The sequence below is a fragment of the Candidatus Kaistella beijingensis genome, from assembly GCF_020084865.1.
Taxonomy (GTDB): domain Bacteria; phylum Bacteroidota; class Bacteroidia; order Flavobacteriales; family Weeksellaceae; genus Kaistella; species Kaistella beijingensis.
The window spans coordinates 331806-349712 of the sequence record NZ_CP071953.1 but is presented as its reverse complement, the minus strand read 5'-3'; the positions used below and the strand labels follow the sequence as shown (position 1 = coordinate 349712).

19 protein-coding genes are annotated in these 17907 nt (G+C 36.6%); 11 read left to right on the top strand and 8 right to left on the bottom strand.

The annotated features are described in order from the left end of the window. Window positions 1-8 precede the first annotated feature (8 nt). The 3 genes from J4771_RS01625 (at window position 9) to J4771_RS01615 (ending at window position 2505) form a co-directional block, all read left to right on the top strand. Window positions 9-446, top strand: a complete 438-nt coding sequence (locus tag J4771_RS01625) for a DUF6526 family protein (RefSeq protein ID WP_224135783.1) — start codon at window positions 9-11, stop codon at window positions 444-446. Between the two features lie 255 nt (window positions 447-701). Continuing rightward, the gene (locus J4771_RS01620; RefSeq protein ID WP_224135782.1) at window positions 702-1745 is read left to right on the top strand and encodes a DNA topoisomerase IB; all 1044 of its coding nucleotides are present in this window, start codon (window positions 702-704) and stop codon (window positions 1743-1745) included. A 34-nt stretch (window positions 1746-1779) separates the two neighbouring features. Beyond that, window positions 1780-2505: a DNA-formamidopyrimidine glycosylase family protein gene (locus tag J4771_RS01615; RefSeq protein WP_224135781.1), complete on the top strand. Its 726-nt coding sequence runs from the start codon at window positions 1780-1782 to the stop codon at window positions 2503-2505. Window positions 2506-2825: 320 nt separating this feature from the next. Here J4771_RS01615 and J4771_RS01610 read toward each other — a convergent pair whose 3' ends face one another. Together J4771_RS01610 and ribA are read right to left on the bottom strand one after the other, a co-directional pair. After that, a complete protein-coding gene (locus J4771_RS01610; RefSeq protein WP_224135780.1) occupies window positions 2826-4259 on the bottom strand; it encodes an SDR family oxidoreductase in 1434 nt (477 codons plus the stop codon). A 45-nt stretch (window positions 4260-4304) separates the two neighbouring features. After that, a complete protein-coding gene (ribA, locus tag J4771_RS01605; protein WP_224135779.1) occupies window positions 4305-4895 on the bottom strand; it encodes a GTP cyclohydrolase II in 591 nt (196 codons plus the stop codon). Window positions 4896-4992: 97 nt separating this feature from the next. On the opposite strand from ribA, the gene J4771_RS01600 reads away from it, so the two are divergent. The 8 genes from J4771_RS01600 (at window position 4993) to J4771_RS01565 (ending at window position 12475) form a co-directional block, all read left to right on the top strand. Continuing rightward, window positions 4993-5646, top strand: coding sequence for a TetR family transcriptional regulator C-terminal domain-containing protein (locus J4771_RS01600; RefSeq protein WP_224135778.1), 654 nt, complete (start codon window positions 4993-4995; stop codon window positions 5644-5646). Window positions 5647-6163: 517 nt separating this feature from the next. Next, window positions 6164-7486, top strand: coding sequence for an ABC1 kinase family protein (locus J4771_RS01595; RefSeq protein ID WP_224135777.1), 1323 nt, complete (start codon window positions 6164-6166; stop codon window positions 7484-7486). Beyond that, window positions 7487-7642 (top strand): DUF2256 domain-containing protein, encoded by a 156-nt coding sequence (locus J4771_RS01590; protein WP_082423549.1) that lies wholly within the window; start codon window positions 7487-7489, stop codon window positions 7640-7642. It abuts the gene before it with no gap. Continuing rightward, entirely contained in the window at window positions 7594-8892 is a 1299-nt protein-coding gene (locus J4771_RS01585) for a DASH family cryptochrome (RefSeq protein WP_224135774.1), read from the top strand. Before J4771_RS01590 ends, J4771_RS01585 begins: the two co-directional genes overlap by 49 nt. Beyond that, window positions 8877-10355: a cryptochrome/photolyase family protein gene (locus J4771_RS01580; RefSeq protein ID WP_224135772.1), complete on the top strand. Its 1479-nt coding sequence runs from the start codon at window positions 8877-8879 to the stop codon at window positions 10353-10355. The genes J4771_RS01585 and J4771_RS01580 overlap by 16 nt, the downstream gene beginning before the upstream one ends. Window positions 10356-10519: 164 nt before the next feature. Further along, window positions 10520-10801, top strand: coding sequence for a TIGR03643 family protein (locus tag J4771_RS01575; RefSeq protein ID WP_224135769.1), 282 nt, complete (start codon window positions 10520-10522; stop codon window positions 10799-10801). Between the two features lie 225 nt (window positions 10802-11026). Then, window positions 11027-11725, top strand: coding sequence for an SDR family NAD(P)-dependent oxidoreductase (locus tag J4771_RS01570; RefSeq protein WP_224135767.1), 699 nt, complete (start codon window positions 11027-11029; stop codon window positions 11723-11725). Window positions 11726-11824: 99 nt separating this feature from the next. Next, window positions 11825-12475, top strand: a complete 651-nt coding sequence (locus J4771_RS01565; protein WP_224135765.1) for a MarR family winged helix-turn-helix transcriptional regulator — start codon at window positions 11825-11827, stop codon at window positions 12473-12475. A 184-nt stretch (window positions 12476-12659) separates the two neighbouring features. Here the strand turns inward: J4771_RS01565 and J4771_RS01560 are convergent, their stop codons facing one another. The 6 genes from J4771_RS01560 to J4771_RS01535 form a co-directional block, all read right to left on the bottom strand. Next, the gene (locus tag J4771_RS01560) at window positions 12660-13955 is read right to left on the bottom strand and encodes a cellulase family glycosylhydrolase (RefSeq protein WP_224135763.1); all 1296 of its coding nucleotides are present in this window, start codon (window positions 13953-13955) and stop codon (window positions 12660-12662) included. 11 nt (window positions 13956-13966) lie between these two features. Continuing rightward, window positions 13967-14467, bottom strand: a complete 501-nt coding sequence (locus J4771_RS01555) for a hypothetical protein (RefSeq protein ID WP_224135761.1) — start codon at window positions 14465-14467, stop codon at window positions 13967-13969. 90 nt (window positions 14468-14557) lie between these two features. After that, a complete protein-coding gene (locus J4771_RS01550) occupies window positions 14558-15715 on the bottom strand; it encodes an LGFP repeat-containing protein (protein ID WP_224135758.1) in 1158 nt (385 codons plus the stop codon). Window positions 15716-15726: 11 nt separating this feature from the next. Then, window positions 15727-16338 carry a hypothetical protein gene (locus J4771_RS01545; protein WP_224135756.1) on the bottom strand — a complete coding sequence of 204 codons (612 nt, stop codon included), beginning with the start codon at window positions 16336-16338 and terminating at the stop codon, window positions 15727-15729. A gap of 23 nt (window positions 16339-16361) precedes the next feature. Further along, on the bottom strand, window positions 16362-16676 hold the full coding sequence (locus J4771_RS01540) for a hypothetical protein (RefSeq protein ID WP_224135754.1): 315 nt from the start codon (window positions 16674-16676) through the stop codon (window positions 16362-16364). A gap of 103 nt (window positions 16677-16779) precedes the next feature. Then, a complete protein-coding gene (locus J4771_RS01535) occupies window positions 16780-17898 on the bottom strand; it encodes an LGFP repeat-containing protein (protein WP_224135752.1) in 1119 nt (372 codons plus the stop codon). Window positions 17899-17907 lie beyond the last annotated feature (9 nt).

Here is a 17907-nt window from a genome sequence, read left to right as displayed (position 1 = left end):
CCATCTTTATGAAAGCTCAAAATTACAAAAATCACAAAAAATATTATCCGCCCCATCATTTCATTTACCTCCCGCTTTTGGGAATTTTGCAGGTGGCAGCCATTTGGAAAATTTTCACTGATGATGCCCATCAACTCACCTGGATTTTATTCGCAGTGATCATGTTTCTGCTGATTTATCTTACATTAATGGTTCGTCAGCACTACGCTCTGGGAAATCAAAACCGGATTATACGGCTGGAATTTAAGCAACGGTACTTTGAGCTGTTTGGCAAAAGATCGGATGAGGTAGAAGAACGGTTAAACTTTGGTCAAATTGCGGCCCTTCGTTTTGCCTATGATGAAGAATTTAAAGCATTACTGCAGAAAGCTTTAACGCAAAATATTTCCGGTGATGAAATTAAGAAATCCATCAGCAGCTGGAAACCAGATCATCACAGAGTTTAGAATAACATCAAAAGAATTTTTATGAAAAGCTATCTTACAATTTTTTGTTCAATTTTTGTCATCAGTTTCTTAACCGCGTGCAGCGCTGTAGGAACCGTTTTTGAAGTCGGCAAATGGTACGGAATTCTTCTTACTGTAATCATAATCGGAATTGTATTTTTCCTATTTGGTAGAACTAAAAAATAAATAATGATGATGGAAACGCAAACCGCAGAGATCATTTCATCTCTCAAACCGTCTAAAATCCTTAAAATTATGAAGGATCCGGTAAAATCTGCTAAAGCGGTAAGTTTGATTTATACCACCGATCAGGAGCAAGACGGAATTTACCGAAGAAAATCAGGTAAAAAGTTCGTTTATTTTAATGGGGATGAGAAAATCAAAGACAAAGAAGAAATTGAGCGAATCAACAAACTCGCCATTCCTCCCGCTTGGGAAAATGTGTGGATTTGTGCACTTAAAAATGGTCATCTTCAAGCAACCGGAATTGATGCAAAACAGCGGAAACAATATCGCTATCATCCCCTGTGGAATGCGCTTCGGAATCATACCAAATTTTACAGAATGTTGCAATTCGGTTACGCATTGCCGAAAATGAGACTTCAGTTGGAAAAAGATTTGGCTATAAAATCTTTGGAAAAAAGGAAAGTTCTTGCCGTGGTAGTAAGTTTAATGGAAAGAACCAACATTCGTATAGGAAACAATATTTACGAAAAATTGTACGGTTCATTTGGTTTAACAACGCTTAAAGATAAACATGTTGATATAAAAGGTCAAAAGCTAAAATTTTCTTTCAAAGGAAAAAAAGGAGTTTATCATGACATTGAACTGAAAAATGCGAAACTTGCCAAAGCCGTGCAAAACTGTAAAGACATTCCGGGAAAAGAACTGTTCCAATATTATGATGAAAACGGACAGCGACATGCCATCGAAAGCGGAATGGTGAATGACTACATCAAAGAAATCAGCGGCGACGACTTTACAGCAAAAGATTTTAGAACCTGGAGCGGAACGGTAAATGCATTAATCGCCTTTAAAGAAATTGGTGAAGCAGAAAGTGATAAAGAATACAAATCGAAAGTAAAAGAAGCTCTGGAAAAGGTTGCCGCACATTTGGGAAATACCGCGACCGTTTGCCGAAAATATTATGTGCATCCTTTGGTAATCAATCTTTACGAAAATAAATCGATTAAAAAATACCTGGACGAACTTGATCAAATTGAGATTAACGATGGCAAAGCCGGTTTAACTAAGGAAGAAACCATTGTAATGAAAATGCTGGAAAATGAAAAACTTTAGGCACTCGATTTTTTTAGAATAAACCATTTTTAAAATGCCGGAAGGACCAACCATTGTTGTTTTCAAGAAAAAGCTTGAAAAGTTTTCGGGTAAAACCGTCACGGAAAGTGGTGGTTACAACAACCCTTATCAAGACCAGATCTCTGGTAAAAAACTAATTTCTTTGGGCACTTTTGGGAAATATCTCCTTCTTGATTTCGGAGATTTTTTTATTACCGTACATTTTGGTTTGTATGGAAGTTTTTTAATTAAGGAGCAGAAAAAAGTGAATCCCAGTTTCACCCTCTTTTTTGGCGAAGATTATGTTAATTTTTATGTGGTAAAAATTAAAAAAATCGACGATAAAAATATATTTAATGAGAAGTTGAATGTTTTTTCTGAGCAATACGATGTTGCAGCAACGGAAGAATTATTGATTGGCAAAAAATTTCTTACACAGAAAGTTGGTGATGTACTGATGAACCAAGATATTTTTCCAGGCGTCGGGAACATTATTCGCAATGAAGTTCTTTTCATGAGCGACATTCATCCGGAAAGCATTGTGGGAAAAATTCCCCAAGAAAAAATACGGGAATTACTCCAAAATATTCGCAAGTTTTCTCTTGCTTCTGTACCATTGATTGAGGGTAAAATTTGGAAATCTTCCGCAGCAGTTTATCAGAAACAACTTTATAAAGGCGATGAAGTTACTGAATATGTTTCCCAAAAAATTAAGCGCAAAACATTTGTGAACGAAAAAACTCAGAAACTTTACCGCTAAGTGTCGATGAAAATCCACTACTTCCCGTTCAACAGGTCAAATAAAGCCTTATCGGAATTTAATCCCAATTTGGGTTATTCACTTAAAAGTCTTTATTCTAATCAATTGAATTTATAAGTTTTTATTTGAACAAAAGTATGAGCAGATACTGTGAGAAGAGGACGGATTTGCATAAGCCTAATGAAAAACAGGTCACCTGTATCAGGTCATGGTTGTATTCTTCTGCATATTTTAAATCTGATGGTTTAAAAACTGCAGTTTGCTTACTTTCTGACAAAAAAATTTTAGGTTTGGCCCGTTTACATCAATCCGGAAAAATATTAAACACCTTTTGCCAACCTTCTCACCATTCCGTTAAAAATAATTCCGTGAAACGGTAAAACAGAATACCAATAGAGTCTTCCCGTTAATCCATGAGGCCGAAAAACCGCTTTTTGCCAAAGCCTTCCTTTGTAAACTTTAAACATCAACCACGCTTCACCGGGAAGTTTCATTTCTGCAAAGAGAATGAGTTTTCCTTCTTCTTTATTAGCATACAAAACCCGCCAAAAATCGAGTGCATCACCCTGATGAAGATTTTCAGGATGTGTTCTTCCGCGTCTCAGTCCTGGTCCGCCAGCAATTAAATCCATAAATCCGCGAACTTTCCAGAGACTTTGACCGTACCAACCGTTTTTGCCGCCTAAAGAAAAAATCCTCCTCAGACATTTTTCACGGTCATCATATTTTTCTGTTCTTAAATCAACAAAGCAACCGTATTTCGGAACATCAAGATAATCTTTCAGGCTGGAATCGCTTCTGCTGCTGATAAAACTGTCTTTCCAACTCGAAGCAATTTCATTGTCCTGAATTTTAGCCAGCGTTCTTCTCAGAGCCGTATCATAAGAAAAAGGCCGAACTCCGGTAATCTGTTTGATTTCCGCAAGACTTTCCGGCCTGCAAACGACTTCAATTTTCATACTTCCAACTAAAGCAGAAGCTAAATTATACGATGTTGAGGTAATAAAATACAGCCAATACGAAGACAATTTCGGAGTCATTACAGGAACGGTAAAAATCATTCGTTTCAGTCCTCTTATTTTGGCAAACTCCAAAAGCATTTCTTTATAGGTCAAAACATCATTACATCCGATATCAAAACTTTTGTGATAAGCCTCTTCTTTAAATAAAGTAAAAATCAGAAAATCCAGAACATTGGCAATTCCAATCGGCTGACATTTGGTGTGAAGCCATTTCGGAGCCACCATCACCGGTAATTTTTCCACCAGATCTCTGATGATTTCGAACGATGCACTTCCTGAACCAATGATAATTCCCGCTCTCAAAACTGTGGCCGGAACTTTACATTTCATCAGAATTTTTTCAACTTCAAATCTTGAACTGAGATGTTCAGATAATTCTTTTTCATTAGCCAAACCCGAAAGATAAATGATGTGTTTGCAATCGGTTTTTTCAATATAATTTGAAAAATTAATGGCGCATTGTTTTTCACTTTCTGCATAATCGTTGATGTTGCTCATGGAATGCATCAGATAATATGCCCCGGAAATATCTTTCGGAATATTTTCCAGTGTCTCGGGTTTCAAAAAATCCACTTCCACCACTTCAATCTGGGCATCATCAATATCTACACTTTTGGAAAAACGGTCTTTATCCCTACAACAGCAAATTACCTGATAACCTTGTGCAGCGATTACATTTATCATTCGTTTTCCGATGTATCCGGTAGCTCCGGTAAGAAGAATTTTTTTCATGAGTTTGGATTTGGTAAGTGGAAATTACTTCAGTTAATGAGAAAACTATACCTTTTCTAAAAGATGTCCGAAATAATCTTTCTTTTTTGAAAGATAACTTTCGTTCACGTCATTCGATTCTATTTCCAAAGGAACTCTGTGATGCAGAATAATTCCGCTGTTTTCCAGAGATTTAAGCTTATCAGGATTGTTCGTCAGCAGATTAATTTCCTTTACATTCAGAAGTTTAAGCATTTCCACCGCTACATCAAAATTTCTCCCGTCTGCAGGCAATCCTAATTTTAAATTCGCTTCCACCGTATCAAAACCTTTTTCCTGAAGCGCATACGCTCTCAATTTATTGATGATTCCGATATTTCTGCCTTCCTGCCGAAGGTAAATAATCATTCCGCCATTTTCCGACATATATTTCATTGCAGCATCCAATTGCTGTCCGCATTCGCATTTTTTAGAATGAAAAATCTCGCCTGTGATACATTCTGAATGAAAACGAACGTTTACTGTTTTGCTGAAATCTGTATTTTCTGCCACCCAAACCAAGTGCGGATTCCAGTCTTCTTCGTATTCTGAGAATGCATAAACAGTAAACATCCCAAAATCTGTTGGTATATTCGATTGTGCCTGTATTGTCAACATAATTCAAAAATTAAATGGTTTATATAGTACAAATTTATACTTTATTTTAATTGATTGTAAAATTATTTACTAATTTTGTCCATAAATAAATTCTATTATGCAAGAACAAGCCCATATCACACAGGAAAAAATATTTGAATTATACGGAGATTATCTTCTGAATCACGGAGAAAAACCGAAAAACGTTTACCTTTTTGCGAAAGAAAATAATTTTGAGGAGAAAGAGTTTTATCATTATTTCTCAGGATTCGAGCAAATCGAAAGCGAAATATTGAATCATCTTTTCACGAAATCTCTAGAACTCGCTTCGGAAGTTAATTTTTCGATGGAAATTACAACAAAAGAAAAACTCCTGAATGTCTATTACATTTTCTTTGAAAATCTGACGATGAACCGTTCTTTAGTTTTATCTATTTTAGGAAGCAATAAAATTCAGAACATCAAAACGCTTCAGAATCTTAGGGAAACCCATAAACAATTTGTTAACACTCTCGATTTCAACGAGTGGGAAATGATTGAAAAAGCGAAAGAAGACATCCGAAAATTCAACGAAAAATCGAGACAGGAAGCACTTTGGCTCCATTTGGTTTCCGCCATTGATTTTTGGAAAAAAGACACTTCTCCCGACTTTGAAAAAACGGATATTTTCATCGAAAAAACCGTCGATACGGGTTTTGAACTGATGCACAATGAGCCATTGAGAAAAGTTTTCGACCTTGGAAAATTCCTGTGGAAGGAAAATTTTAAATGAGTTGATGAATAGCGATTGGCAACTGCTTTTGGTTTCTAATAAGCTAATATTTATTTGGGCAGCTATTTCCGCCCTCCACTCCCGCTTTTTTGTGCCAATGCTTTTCCCAGTCTTACAAAAAGAGCTCCGTTCAGGCCGGGCTGCTAGATTTGCCGATTTAAAATTTAAATTTAAAAGAATTAGGTACTTCAGTTGCGAAAATTAAAGAGAAAACAGGAGAGTGTTCCGCTCCGTAGGTGCGGAATCTGCGTAGAAATTACGAATAATGGTGTTAAAGAGAACTCCGTAGGAGTTCAATCTTAAAGAAAAAAAGATTAAACTTAATAGATTGCACTCCTACGCAGTGCTTCAAAATGGAAAATAAATTCTTTTTCTACACAGATAAAGCTCCCAAAGGAGCTTAAGAAATAAATAGTTATGCTGAGCTTTTCGAAGCACCGTTGCGAACTTAAAACAATTAGCAATTAAAAATCATTGCGACATTGCGTTAAAAACATTTGACAGACAAAATTTAAAAATGAAAACACTAAATAAAATCCCCACGGGAAAAATTGAACGGACAAGCAGCCTGCTAAAAGCGGGTGCAAAAGTCGGTGTCAACTACCTAAAATATTACGGAAATAAAATCACGAAAGATGAAGAGGAGGCACGAAAAATTCTGCACGAAGACAATGCTGCAGACATTTACGATTCGTTAAAAGAATTAAAAGGTTCTGCGCTGAAAGTTGCCCAAATGCTGAGTATGGAAAAAAACATTCTTCCGGTGGAATATGTAGAAAAGTTCTCACTTTCGCAGTTTTCCGTTCCGCCTTTGTCGGGTGCTTTGGTGAAGAAAACCTTCAGAAAATATTTCGGGAAAAATCCGGAAGATATTTTTGATGAATTTTCCGCCGAATCGGTTAATGCCGCGAGTATCGGACAGGTTCATACTGCAAAAAAAGACGGCAAAAAACTGGCGGTGAAAATACAGTATCCCGGTGTAAGAGAAAGCATTTCGAGCGACCTGAAAATGGTAAAACCGATTGCTATGAAAATGTTCAACATCAAACAAGAAGGTTCGGAATCTTATTTTCAGGAAGTGGAAGACAAATTGTTTGAAGAAACTGACTATAATCTGGAACTGAAACGAAGTCAGCATTTTGCAGAAGAATGCAGTCATCTTCCGAATGTGAAGTTCCCTCATTATTATCCGGAATATTCGTCTGAGAAAATCATCACAATGGACTGGATGTCGGGAATTCATTTTTCGGAATTTACCAAAAAACAGAATTCTCAGGACGATTTGAATAAAATCGGACAGACACTTTGGGATTTTTATATGTATCAGATGCATATTCTGAAAAAAGTTCACGCCGATCCGCATCCGGGAAATTTCCTGATTTCGGAAAATAATGAATTATTGGTCATCGATTTTGGCTGTATCAAAGAGATTCCGGAAGATTTCTACATTCCATATTTCGAACTGGCGAAAGAAGAAAATCTGAAAAATCCTGAAATTTTCCGTGAGAAATTATTCACCTTGGAGATTCTACGAGCAGAAGATTCAGAAAAAGAAAAAGAGTTTTTTGCCAAATTATTCTACGAATTACTGGAATTGTTTACAAGACCGTTCAATCAGGAAAAATTTGACTTTTCTGATGAGTCTTTCTTTCAGGAAATTGCCGATCTGGGACAGAAGTATGCGAAAGTAAGTGATATGAAAGGAATGAATACCAACCGCGGTTCCCGACATTTTATTTACCTGAACAGAACATTTTTCGGATTGTATAATATGATGCACGATCTGAAAGCGAAAGATGTAGCGATTAATCATTTTAAAAATTTTATAATATCTAAATAAATGCCTTCCGGATTACCTTCCAAAATCTGTGAAGTCTGCGGACTGCCTTTCAACTGGCGGAAAAAGTGGAAAAAAAACTGGGATGAAGTAAAATATTGCAGCGAAAGATGCCGGAAAAACAAAAAATCAACATCCTCTGGTTCACCAAAGATTTAAGAACGAGAGATTCAGAATCCTTATACAATGTGATGCAGGAAGATTTGCCTTTTCTTGCGCTGTATGTTTTTGATGCTGAATTTTTTGCTCAAAAACAATTGGGTTTCAGAAAAATCGGAAAATACCGTGCAAAATTTTTGCTGGAAAGTGTAGAAACCTTAAGGCACAATTTAGCGAAACAGAAGATTCCTTTTTCAGTTAAATACGGCAACACGGAAGATGTTTTCAGAGAAATTTCCGAGAAATTTGAAATCGTGAAGATTTTTTGTCAGGATGAATGGACGAAGGAGGAAGTTGACTTACAAGCCAAAATTGAAAAAGCAATTCCAACTGCCATTTGGGAAAAATCGTATTCACAATTTCTGGTTCATCCGCATTTTGTTTTTAAAACTTTGGATAAAATTCCGATGCTGTTTACCGCGTTCCGGCAGAAAATTGAAAAAAATCTGCTGATTCGCCCTGAATTTCAATCGGAAGATTTGGTGTACGATAAATCGGAAATTCATTTTAAAAGCGATACCATTTCATTAAAATCCCTTGGTTTTGAAGATTTTGAAACGGATGAAAGAACAGCTTTTCCTTTTTCGGGTGGAGAAAGCGAAGCATTGAAAAGATTGCATCATTATTTGTGGAAAACTCAAAATCTGAGTCAGTACAAACAAACCCGAAACGGTTTGGTCGGAACAGATTACAGTTCAAAATTTTCGGCTTGGCTGTCGGATGGAAGTCTTTCTGCGGTAACCATTTACCACGAAGTAAAAAAATATGAAGAGGAATTCGGAGCCAATGATTCTACTTACTGGCTGATTTTTGAATTGTTCTGGCGGGATTTTTTCAAATATGTTTCTATACAGCACAAAGACTTGATTTTCTGGAAAAGCGGAATTAATCATCAAAAATATTTCGCGGAAAATAATAAAACATTGATTCAAAAATGGTGGGATGGAGAAACGGATTCCGATTTCGTGAATGCCAATATGCTCGAACTGAAAAATACAGGCTGGATGAGCAATCGCGGTCGCCAAAATGTAGCTTCCTACTTCTGCAAAATTCTGAAACAGGACTGGAGAATCGGAGCGGCGTATTTTGAGGAAATGCTGATCGATTATGATGTTCACAGCAATTACGGCAACTGGATGTATCTCGCCGGAGTCGGAAATGATAATCGTGACCGGACTTTTAACCCTGAAAAACAGGCAGAAATGTATGATTCCGATCAAAAATTCAGACGTTTATGGCTAAAGAAGTAAAAAATATCGCCCAATTGATTTTTCCGCATCAGCTTTTTGAGGATATGGATGATCTGGATAAAAGTCAGCCTGTGTTTTTGGTGGAAGAATTTCTGTTTTTCAAGCAATATTCTTTTCATAAACAAAAGATTGCCTTTCACCGCGCAACCATGAAATTTTATGAAACTCAATTAAAAAAGGCAGGTTTTGAAGTTGAATACATTGAAAGTTCAGCGAAAATTTCGGACATCCGAAATTTAATTCCGAGGCTTGAAAAAGAAAATTTTTCAACGATAAAAACAACGGATGTTTGCGACAATTGGCTGGAAAAAAGATTAAAGGAAACCAAATTAGCACTCGAAATTTTAGACAGTCCGCTTTTCATCAATACCAAAGAAGATCTGAAAGATTATTTTGAGGGTAAAAAAGCCTATCATCAAACTGATTTTTACAAACAGCAGAGAATCACCCGAAATATTCTGATGAAAGCCGGAAAACCGTTGGGCGGAAAATGGACCTACGACACCGAAAACCGAAAAAAATATCCGAAAAATAAAAAAGCACCTGCCATTCATTTTCCAAAAAACAATGAATTTTACGAGGAAGCAAAAGATTACACCGAAAAACATTTTGTCAAGAATTACGGAACTCTTACGGATGAACAGCTCTATCCGACTACTTTTAAGGAAGCCAAACAATGGCTGGAACAGTTTCTTGAAAACCGTTTTCTGGAATTTGGCGTTTACGAGGACAGCATCGTGGAAAAGGAGCATTTTCTACATCACAGCGTGCTTTCTCCGTTAATGAATGTCGGACTTTTAACACCTGAAAATGTGCTGGAAAAAGCGATTGCATTTGCAGAAGAAAACGATATTCCGGTGAATTCTCTGGAAGGTTTTGTCCGCCAGATTTTGGGTTGGCGAGAATTTGTGCGCGGGGTTTATGTGTATCAGGGAACATATCAGCGGAATAAAAATTATTGGAAACACGACAAAAAACTTCCGGAATCATTTTACACCGCCAAAACAGGAATCCGTCCGATTGACAGTTCGCTTCAGAAAATCCTGAAAACCGGGTACGCGCATCACATCGAACGACTCATGATTTTTGCCAATTTTATGAATCTCTGTCAGTTCAATCCTGATGAAGTGTATCAATGGTTTATGGAAATGTTTATCGATTCCTACGACTGGGTAATGGTTCCGAATGTGTATGGAATGAGCAGTTTTTCGGACGGCGGGAAGATGAGCACGAAACCGTACATCAGCGGAAGCAATTATATTAAGAAAATGAGTGATTATCCGGACGGAGAATGGAATGAAAAATGGGATGCGCTGTTTTGGAATTTTATTAATGACAATAAAGAGTTTTTTGCTAAAAATCCAAGATTGGGAATGATGCTGAGAACACTGGAGAAAATGCCGGAAGAGAAACGAAAACAGCATTTTAAAACAGCAAAGGAGTTTATTGGGAATATGAAATGATTTTTAACCAGAAAAGAAATAAAAGAATTGATCTTTAAAAGTAAAAAAGCTTTCCTTCGTCAGGCTCAGGATAAACTAAGCACAGCCTGACAACACAGAGTAAAAGTTAGTATTAGAGATGTCATCCTGAGCTTGTCGAAGGATCTCACGATAAAAGTTAAAAAATGAATAAAAACCTCAACATACAGCAAATCGACAGAATCATTGAAATGGCTTGGGAAGACCGTACTCCGTTTGAAGCCATACAATTTCAGTTCGGAGTCAGCGAATCGGAAGTGATTGAACTGATGCGTTCAGAACTGAAGGAATCGAGTTTCAAACTTTGGCGAAAAAGAGTGAATTCGGGAGTGAGCCAGAAACATTTGAAAAAGAGAAGCGAAGAAATTAACCGCTTTAAATGCAGCAGACAAAGAGTGATCAGCAATAATAAAATTTCTAAAAGATAAATTTACCACAAAAGACACAAAAGAATTGTTTGAAGATAGAGTGCTTTAAAAGAGCAAAAAGGCTTTGTAAATAGACACTTTATTTCGTCAGAATCATCATAAACTAAGCTCATCCTTACAATTAAAAGATAATTAAACGAATAGTATTAGAGATGTCACACTGAGCTTGTCGAAGTGTCTCAAAATAAAAACCTTCGTGTTCCAAAACATAAAAATAAATTCATTATGAAAAATATCGTCATCATCGGTTGCGGAAAGGGAATCGGATTTGCAACGGCAAAGATTCTCGCAGAACAAAACAAAATCATCGGAATTTCCAGAACAGGAAATGCAGAACTGAAGCATCCCAATATTGAATTCCACACAATGGATATTCTTTCGGGAAACTTAGATGACATTAATTTTCCTGAAGTGGTGGATGGATTGGTTTATGCACCGGGAAGCATTAATTTAAAACCTTTTAACCGACTTTCTGTGGATGATTTTAAGAATGATTTTGAGATCAATGTTTTGGGAGCGGTAAAATTGATTCAGAAACTGTTGCCGAATCTTAAAAAGTCGGAAAGTGCCTCCGTTGTGCTTTTCAGTTCAGTGGCGGCAAAACTGGGAATGCCTTTTCACGCTTCGATTGCGGCGAGTAAAAATGCGGTGGAAGGCCTTACAAAAAGTCTGGCGGCGGAATTCTCGGCTCAGAAAATTAGGGTTAATGCGATTGCACCTTCTTTAACGGACACGAATCTGGCATCACAGCTTTTAGGAACACCTGAGAAAAGAGAAGCTTCCGCGAAAAGACATCCGCTGCAAAGAGTAGGAACGGCTGAAGAAATTGCAGAAATGACGGCTTTCCTCGTTTCAGATAAATCTTCGTGGATTACAGGACAGATTTTCGGAATTGATGGCGGAATGGGAAGTGTTAAGCTTTAGTTGGTGGGTTTGAGAGTTGGAGCGTGAAAGGGTTTAGATTCTTCAACCTCTTTATTAGATTATAAAAAAAATTTAAAATACTTAGATTAAATTTGCGCTATGAATACTGATTTTTTCATTGATCTGCTTCATCAGGTTAAAGAATTTGAAAATTCCGAAGCTTATAAACCTCACTCTAATGTTGAGGATTTCCGTCTTTGGCTGAATGATAAAAAATACCGAAAAGAGAGCCCAACCAAACTTTTTAAAAATGAACAGCATCAGGTTTCTTTTACAGAAAATGAAATCTGCAAACAGGTTTTGCTTTTGGGACGATATTCCAGACAATTAATTAGAAAGGGCTTGAATGATTTCCCTGAATTGGCCAATGAAGAATTCACCTACCTTTACCGATTGAAGGACGAACCGAATCTGAGTAAAATTCAGTTAATCGAAAGAAACGGTCACGAAAAACAGACCGGAACTCAAATCATCAAACGTCTTCTGGAATATGGATTAATTGAAGAAAAGAACGACAGCGAAGACAAAAGAAGTAAGCGTTTAAACCTCACCGAAAAAGGTGAAGATTATTTCCACCGTTCCGTTGCAAAAGTGAATTTGACGTCGCGAATTCTTGCCGGAAAACTCGAAAATAATGAAAAAGCCGAACTATTGGAATTACTCAGAAAGTTGAATGATTTTCACTCGCACGTTTACTCTGAGTATAAACGCTTTAACATTGATGAAATTCTTGAAATTTCCGTTACCTGACAAACCTAATTCGAAGTCCTTAAATATTCAAAACAATTTATATTTAATAAGATAATTCTAAATTATCCCATTCTAAGGATCAAATTTTTTTTGCCAAAATTGAGGAAATAAAAAACGCTTTAAATATCTTAAAGCGTTATATTAATTTTTTTGCTATCTATTTATTAATGAATTGTTTATCAGATTAAAACTTAACAATTTTATAACTTGTTTTATTGATTTTTAAGATATATGCTCCGATGTTTAATTGTTTTGTAATAATCATATTTTTACCTTTTTTTAATTTGCCGTTGGACAATTGTCTTCCATCAATACTAAAAATGTTGTAGCTTCCTTCCTGATTCGTTTCGACAAAAAACCGATCTTTAAACATTGTAGGATAAACTTTATCTTCATTTTCAGCATTTATTTCTGAAGAAGTTAAAGTTCCGGAAGATGGTACTCCACAGCCGGAAGTAGATTTCAACCCATAATTAGGATTATTAACTATGTCATTGCCGTACGAGGTGAGATTAGCAAAAACACCGTTGGTCGTCATTTCCCTTGCAGCAGAGCAATCCTGATCATAAGTCCAGGCTGCCCATCCAATCTGTCTCTGGCATAGTTTAGTGAGCAATACAGGATAGTATGAGGATAAATCAATACTTCCGCAGCTATTTCCATCTTGATTTTTAGCTATTTCTCCGAAAAACCAGCATAATCCGGAATTGGTCATTTCTGTTAATTTTGTTTCTATGTTGGTATTGGTAGGTGCATAATCTGACCAATAGGCGTGTGCAGAGAATATGATCTTGTGAAGCGGGTCGTGATTAAAAATTTCCGGTGCCATAGATACAAGCTCTGAAGAAGAAGTCCCGCAATCCGGCGCATCTATCATTATAGGTACATTGATTCCGGCATCTCTGAGTTGAGTAATGGCATTTTTGTAATTGGTTTTGAAAGTTGTCATCGCTGCGGTTGTATTACCTGTCCAGCGTACATATCCGAATTCATTTGCCAGATTAATGATAAGACTACCCTGATGTGCATTGATAATCGAAAGCATTTGTGAACTTTTCCAGAAAGGAATAATGGAATTGTTAAATAAATTCCAGTCATTTCCACAGGTGCCGTTATGGATTTCAAGAATGGGAATCATATTTTTGGATTCTATGTAAGTCAGGATGTTGCTGAGATGACCATTATTGACATAACCCTGCACAGTTCCAGGTGTCTGAATATCTCGCCAATGTGTTCCCGGAAGATACCAGGAAATCCTCATCGTATTCGCTCCGGTTTTGGAAGCTTCATTCAGATAAAACTGATAGCTTGCAGGTGAAATAAGGTTGATATTTCCATCATCAATAAAAGGATAATTGATGCCTCGCAAAATAATATTATTTCCATTTTTAATAATATACTTCCCGGAAACGCCCAAAGTTTGGGAAAATCCAGAATTGTAAATCATTAATAAAAACAATAAATAAATATTTTTTTTCATAATGTACTAATTTACAAAGAAGTGATGTTACCCGTCTCAAAGCTTCCCTTTATAGGTAATGTTTTTTTTGTTTTTTCATTATAAACGGTTCCGGAAAAAATACCTTTAATCACTTTTCCATTATAAGAGAGGATGGTTACCTTATTATTTTTGCTTCTCCTGGAATATTGCATACCATCAACCTTTGCTATAAGACCATTGCAGATGTATGGCTGGCCGATTTTAAACGCGTGAGGCATTCCGTCTCCGATTACCGCATTGTGCTGATCATCCGAAATATCACCTATTTTACCGTCTATAATTACAGTACTGATACCATCAGAATAACTGTAAGTCTTGTTATTGATGCTATAAGTGATTTTTCCCGGACCTGTTTTGGAAGTGCCACTATACATTTTCTGCATAGCCTTTATTTTCTCCATTGCTTTTTTATCTGGCATCTGTGCCTGCACGTTAGAATTTAACAGAATGATAATAACAGCTAAAAAACTTGTATTGAATATATTTTTCATTTTTTTTAATTTATGTTGATTGAAATAAACAGATTACTTACTTTAAACACGGAACATTTTATGTAAACAATCCAGATACGATTGAGTTAATCAATTTTTCTTTTCAAACGCTCCGAGTGATTTTGTCACATAAATAGTTCCACCTTGGAACTGCTGCCCTCTGATATCTTCGTTTGATTTTTTAGAAGAAAATTCGTCACTTATTGGCAAACCAAGATAGCCTTGTTCCCATTTTTTTGATGCGTAATAATCGAAAATAGGTCCTTTTAGAATCACGAATGCATCTTCTTTATCATAGCTGCTGTTAGCTTGCTTCACATAACTCTCATAGATGAATCCTTTCTGAAATTCTGCAAATTGTGAAATTTTTATTTTAGGGTAGTTACGGTTGGGTGTCACCAGATCGCCAAGATAAGAATCTATACCTCCGGTTTCCCGCCACTTGGTATATAAACCTCGTATATTTCTGGATGAATTGTAAATTGCACGGTAAGGACTTGCTTTGGTAGAAATGACCGCTCCAAACTCAAAATATTGCACTGAGTTGTTATTTTTAACGATCTCATCGGCCACTGGATAACCCAGTTTTCCTTTTTCCCAGCCTTCTTTTTTCCAAACGTCTGCAATCATTTTTGGGACAGCAAAAGTTCCCAGATTCGGATGAAAATAAATGGCACCACCTTCAAAAAAATTATATCGTCCAAAACCGTCTGGCGTTGTCATTTCATTGGTGACAGGAAAACCTAAAAAAGAATTTTCCCAGCCTATAGATTTCCATTTATCCCGGATTGCACCGTGTACTTCGTGTGCTCCGGTAGATGGACTCCAATAAATACTTCCACCTTCAAAATGTTGCCCTCTGCCGTTTTTTTGTGGCGTTGGGAACTCGTCACTGATTGGTGCACCTAAAAAATATTTCTGGTTTACGGAACTTAGTCTCCCGTCTTTCCCTTTTACAGACTCACCTTGCATCAGACCTAGATACTCGTCCAGAATAGCTCCAAAAACCGCATAAGCCTTTTCGCCAGCATCTTTTACATAGATGTTGCAACGGTTTCCGTCAAAAGACATATAGTAAGCCTTATTATTTCCATCAAAATTAACGACATTCAAATCTGATTGATTGACAGGTCTTAGTCCTAATTTTTCCCCTTTTTCTAATATTGTAGTTTTTACACCGTTTTGTGCTAGTGCATTTACATTAATGATTAAACCCAAAAAGAGTATAGCGTTATAAATTGTTTTCATCTCTATAATATTTATTTGTCATAAGAAGGAACATCGGGAATAATATGAAAACGATAGCTCTTATCTTCTGCCGTTTTTTTGAAATAACCACACCCTTTTCTGTCATTGAAAAACTCATTCACATAACCCGGCGTTGGGAGACCGAAAATATTGCTTTCAGGCAGAGCTTCCTGACAACTGAATGTGGGTCGGAAATCACCCACCAGTTTCAATTTCTTAGATTTAAGAAAATTAGCGTCTACTGTGGCTGCCAGAAAACTGTACCAATTGGTACTCTTTATCGGTAATCTGTAGCGGATGACATTGTATCCCTTTTCCAAAGAAGGATATACTGCATTTTCTGGAGACAGCCGTAATTTTGGATCATCTTTGGAAAAATAGAAAATATTAAGTAGCGGATTTTCTCCACGGAATAAAGCATAAACTTCATCCACTGTGAGTAGATTTTCCTGGACAGAGACATAAACTTCTATTTCACTAGAAAAAGAATTGATTCTCTCCGGCTGAATGCCTCCTCTGAGCTTGCTTTCCTGTTTTTGGGAAGCTATTTTTTCGTAATCTAATCTTTGTGCAAAAGCTTGAAAACCTAGCAAAAGAATGGATGATATTACTATTTTTTTCATTTTGTTGATTTTTTAGATGATTACTAAAGTTTGGGTTTTTGCTTTATGTTTTGAGCTTTTTTAAGATTTTTATCTGCTGGTGGAAAAGGCTGCGGATTGAGAGCTTTTTCGGTACTTTTGGACTTCAGAGGATTGGGTTTCGCCTGCTCTGCCATTCTCTTTTCATCCAGTTCTCCTTCCATTAGTGTTTCGGCTTTAGAAGTTTTCTTTTCTATTTTTTTTACGTTTTTATCTACTGTTTTCGGAGGTGTAGATTTTGGCTGGATTGGTGATGTCTGTGCTTTTGTGTTGATTGAAAAAGCAATTAACAAAATGCTGATGAAGAATAATTTTTTCATTGTAATATTTATTTAAGTTGGATTAATTTTTAATTGTATTTCAATAGCTTTTATTTTAAAAAATTGAAAATCAAATACTAAAACATCAATTAGCTTTCTGATTTTATTTGATGGTGAGATAATAACTAATCCAAACTTTATCGCTTCCATCGCTTCCTATATCAAGGTATTTTTTATCAATTCCATTCCTAACTATTTCCTTTAGCTTAATTTCCCGGTAAGGATGATCACCGCCATTGTAGTTCCACCGTCCGTTATAGTTTTCCAGTTTCAGATAATCATCAGAGTTGGTAACATCTTTGTCATTAAGCCAATAAGTAATTCTTAGATAAGCATTTCCATCAATATCTGATTGCGAAATATTGTAATGTCTATCAGCGATTCTAAAAAAATCCAGATTATAATCTGTCACACTCACTGGTTGTTTTTTTTGAATATTGAAAAGGCTAAAACTTTTTCCGTCTGCATCGGTGATTTCTTGTCCATTCCCTTTGTAAACTCTCAAATCCATCCAGCCATACAATTGAATCACTTCAGTTACATCTATCGAGACTTCGGCTCCACTAATTAAATTGGGCATAAAGGAAAGCACTTTTGTCTCATCATTGGGTGGCGTAGTTGTGTTAGAATTGTTAGAATATGTAACAGATTTATCAGGACCCCAGAAAAGCGTTCCTTTTTCAAATTGCTGGTAACGGGTGTAACCATTGCTGAAAATCTCCATCTCATCGGTTTTCGGAAAGCCCAGTTCTGGACTGTTTTCCCAACCTTTATTTTTCCAATAATCTCTGAAAGCGCCACCCACAAAGTGAGTTCCTGTGTTCGGGCTCCAATAGATGCTTCCATTATCGAAGTGCACAAAAGCACCTGTCCTGTTTGGTGTATTGCTATGGTCACTTGCAGGAAAGCCCAGCCAGCCGGTTTCGTAGCCTTGCGTAGCCCATTTTTTCATAATTTCTCCCCAGATTGCAAAGGCATTTTGATTATTCGGATTGTAGTAAACCCAGCCTTTTTCGTAACGCAGAAACCAACCGCCTTTACCTGCTGTGGGACGCATTTTAGCGCTTTCGCTATGGACTTTTCCCAGGTTGCGCTGTTTTGCCTTATCCGATATTTTTTGAGCTATCCCATATTCCGAGTTATCATTGTAAGATGATAATTGCGCATTGCTTTCTGCAAACAATAGGATAAAAGCAACTAATATTAAAAACTTTGTATTCATGTTGGTGAT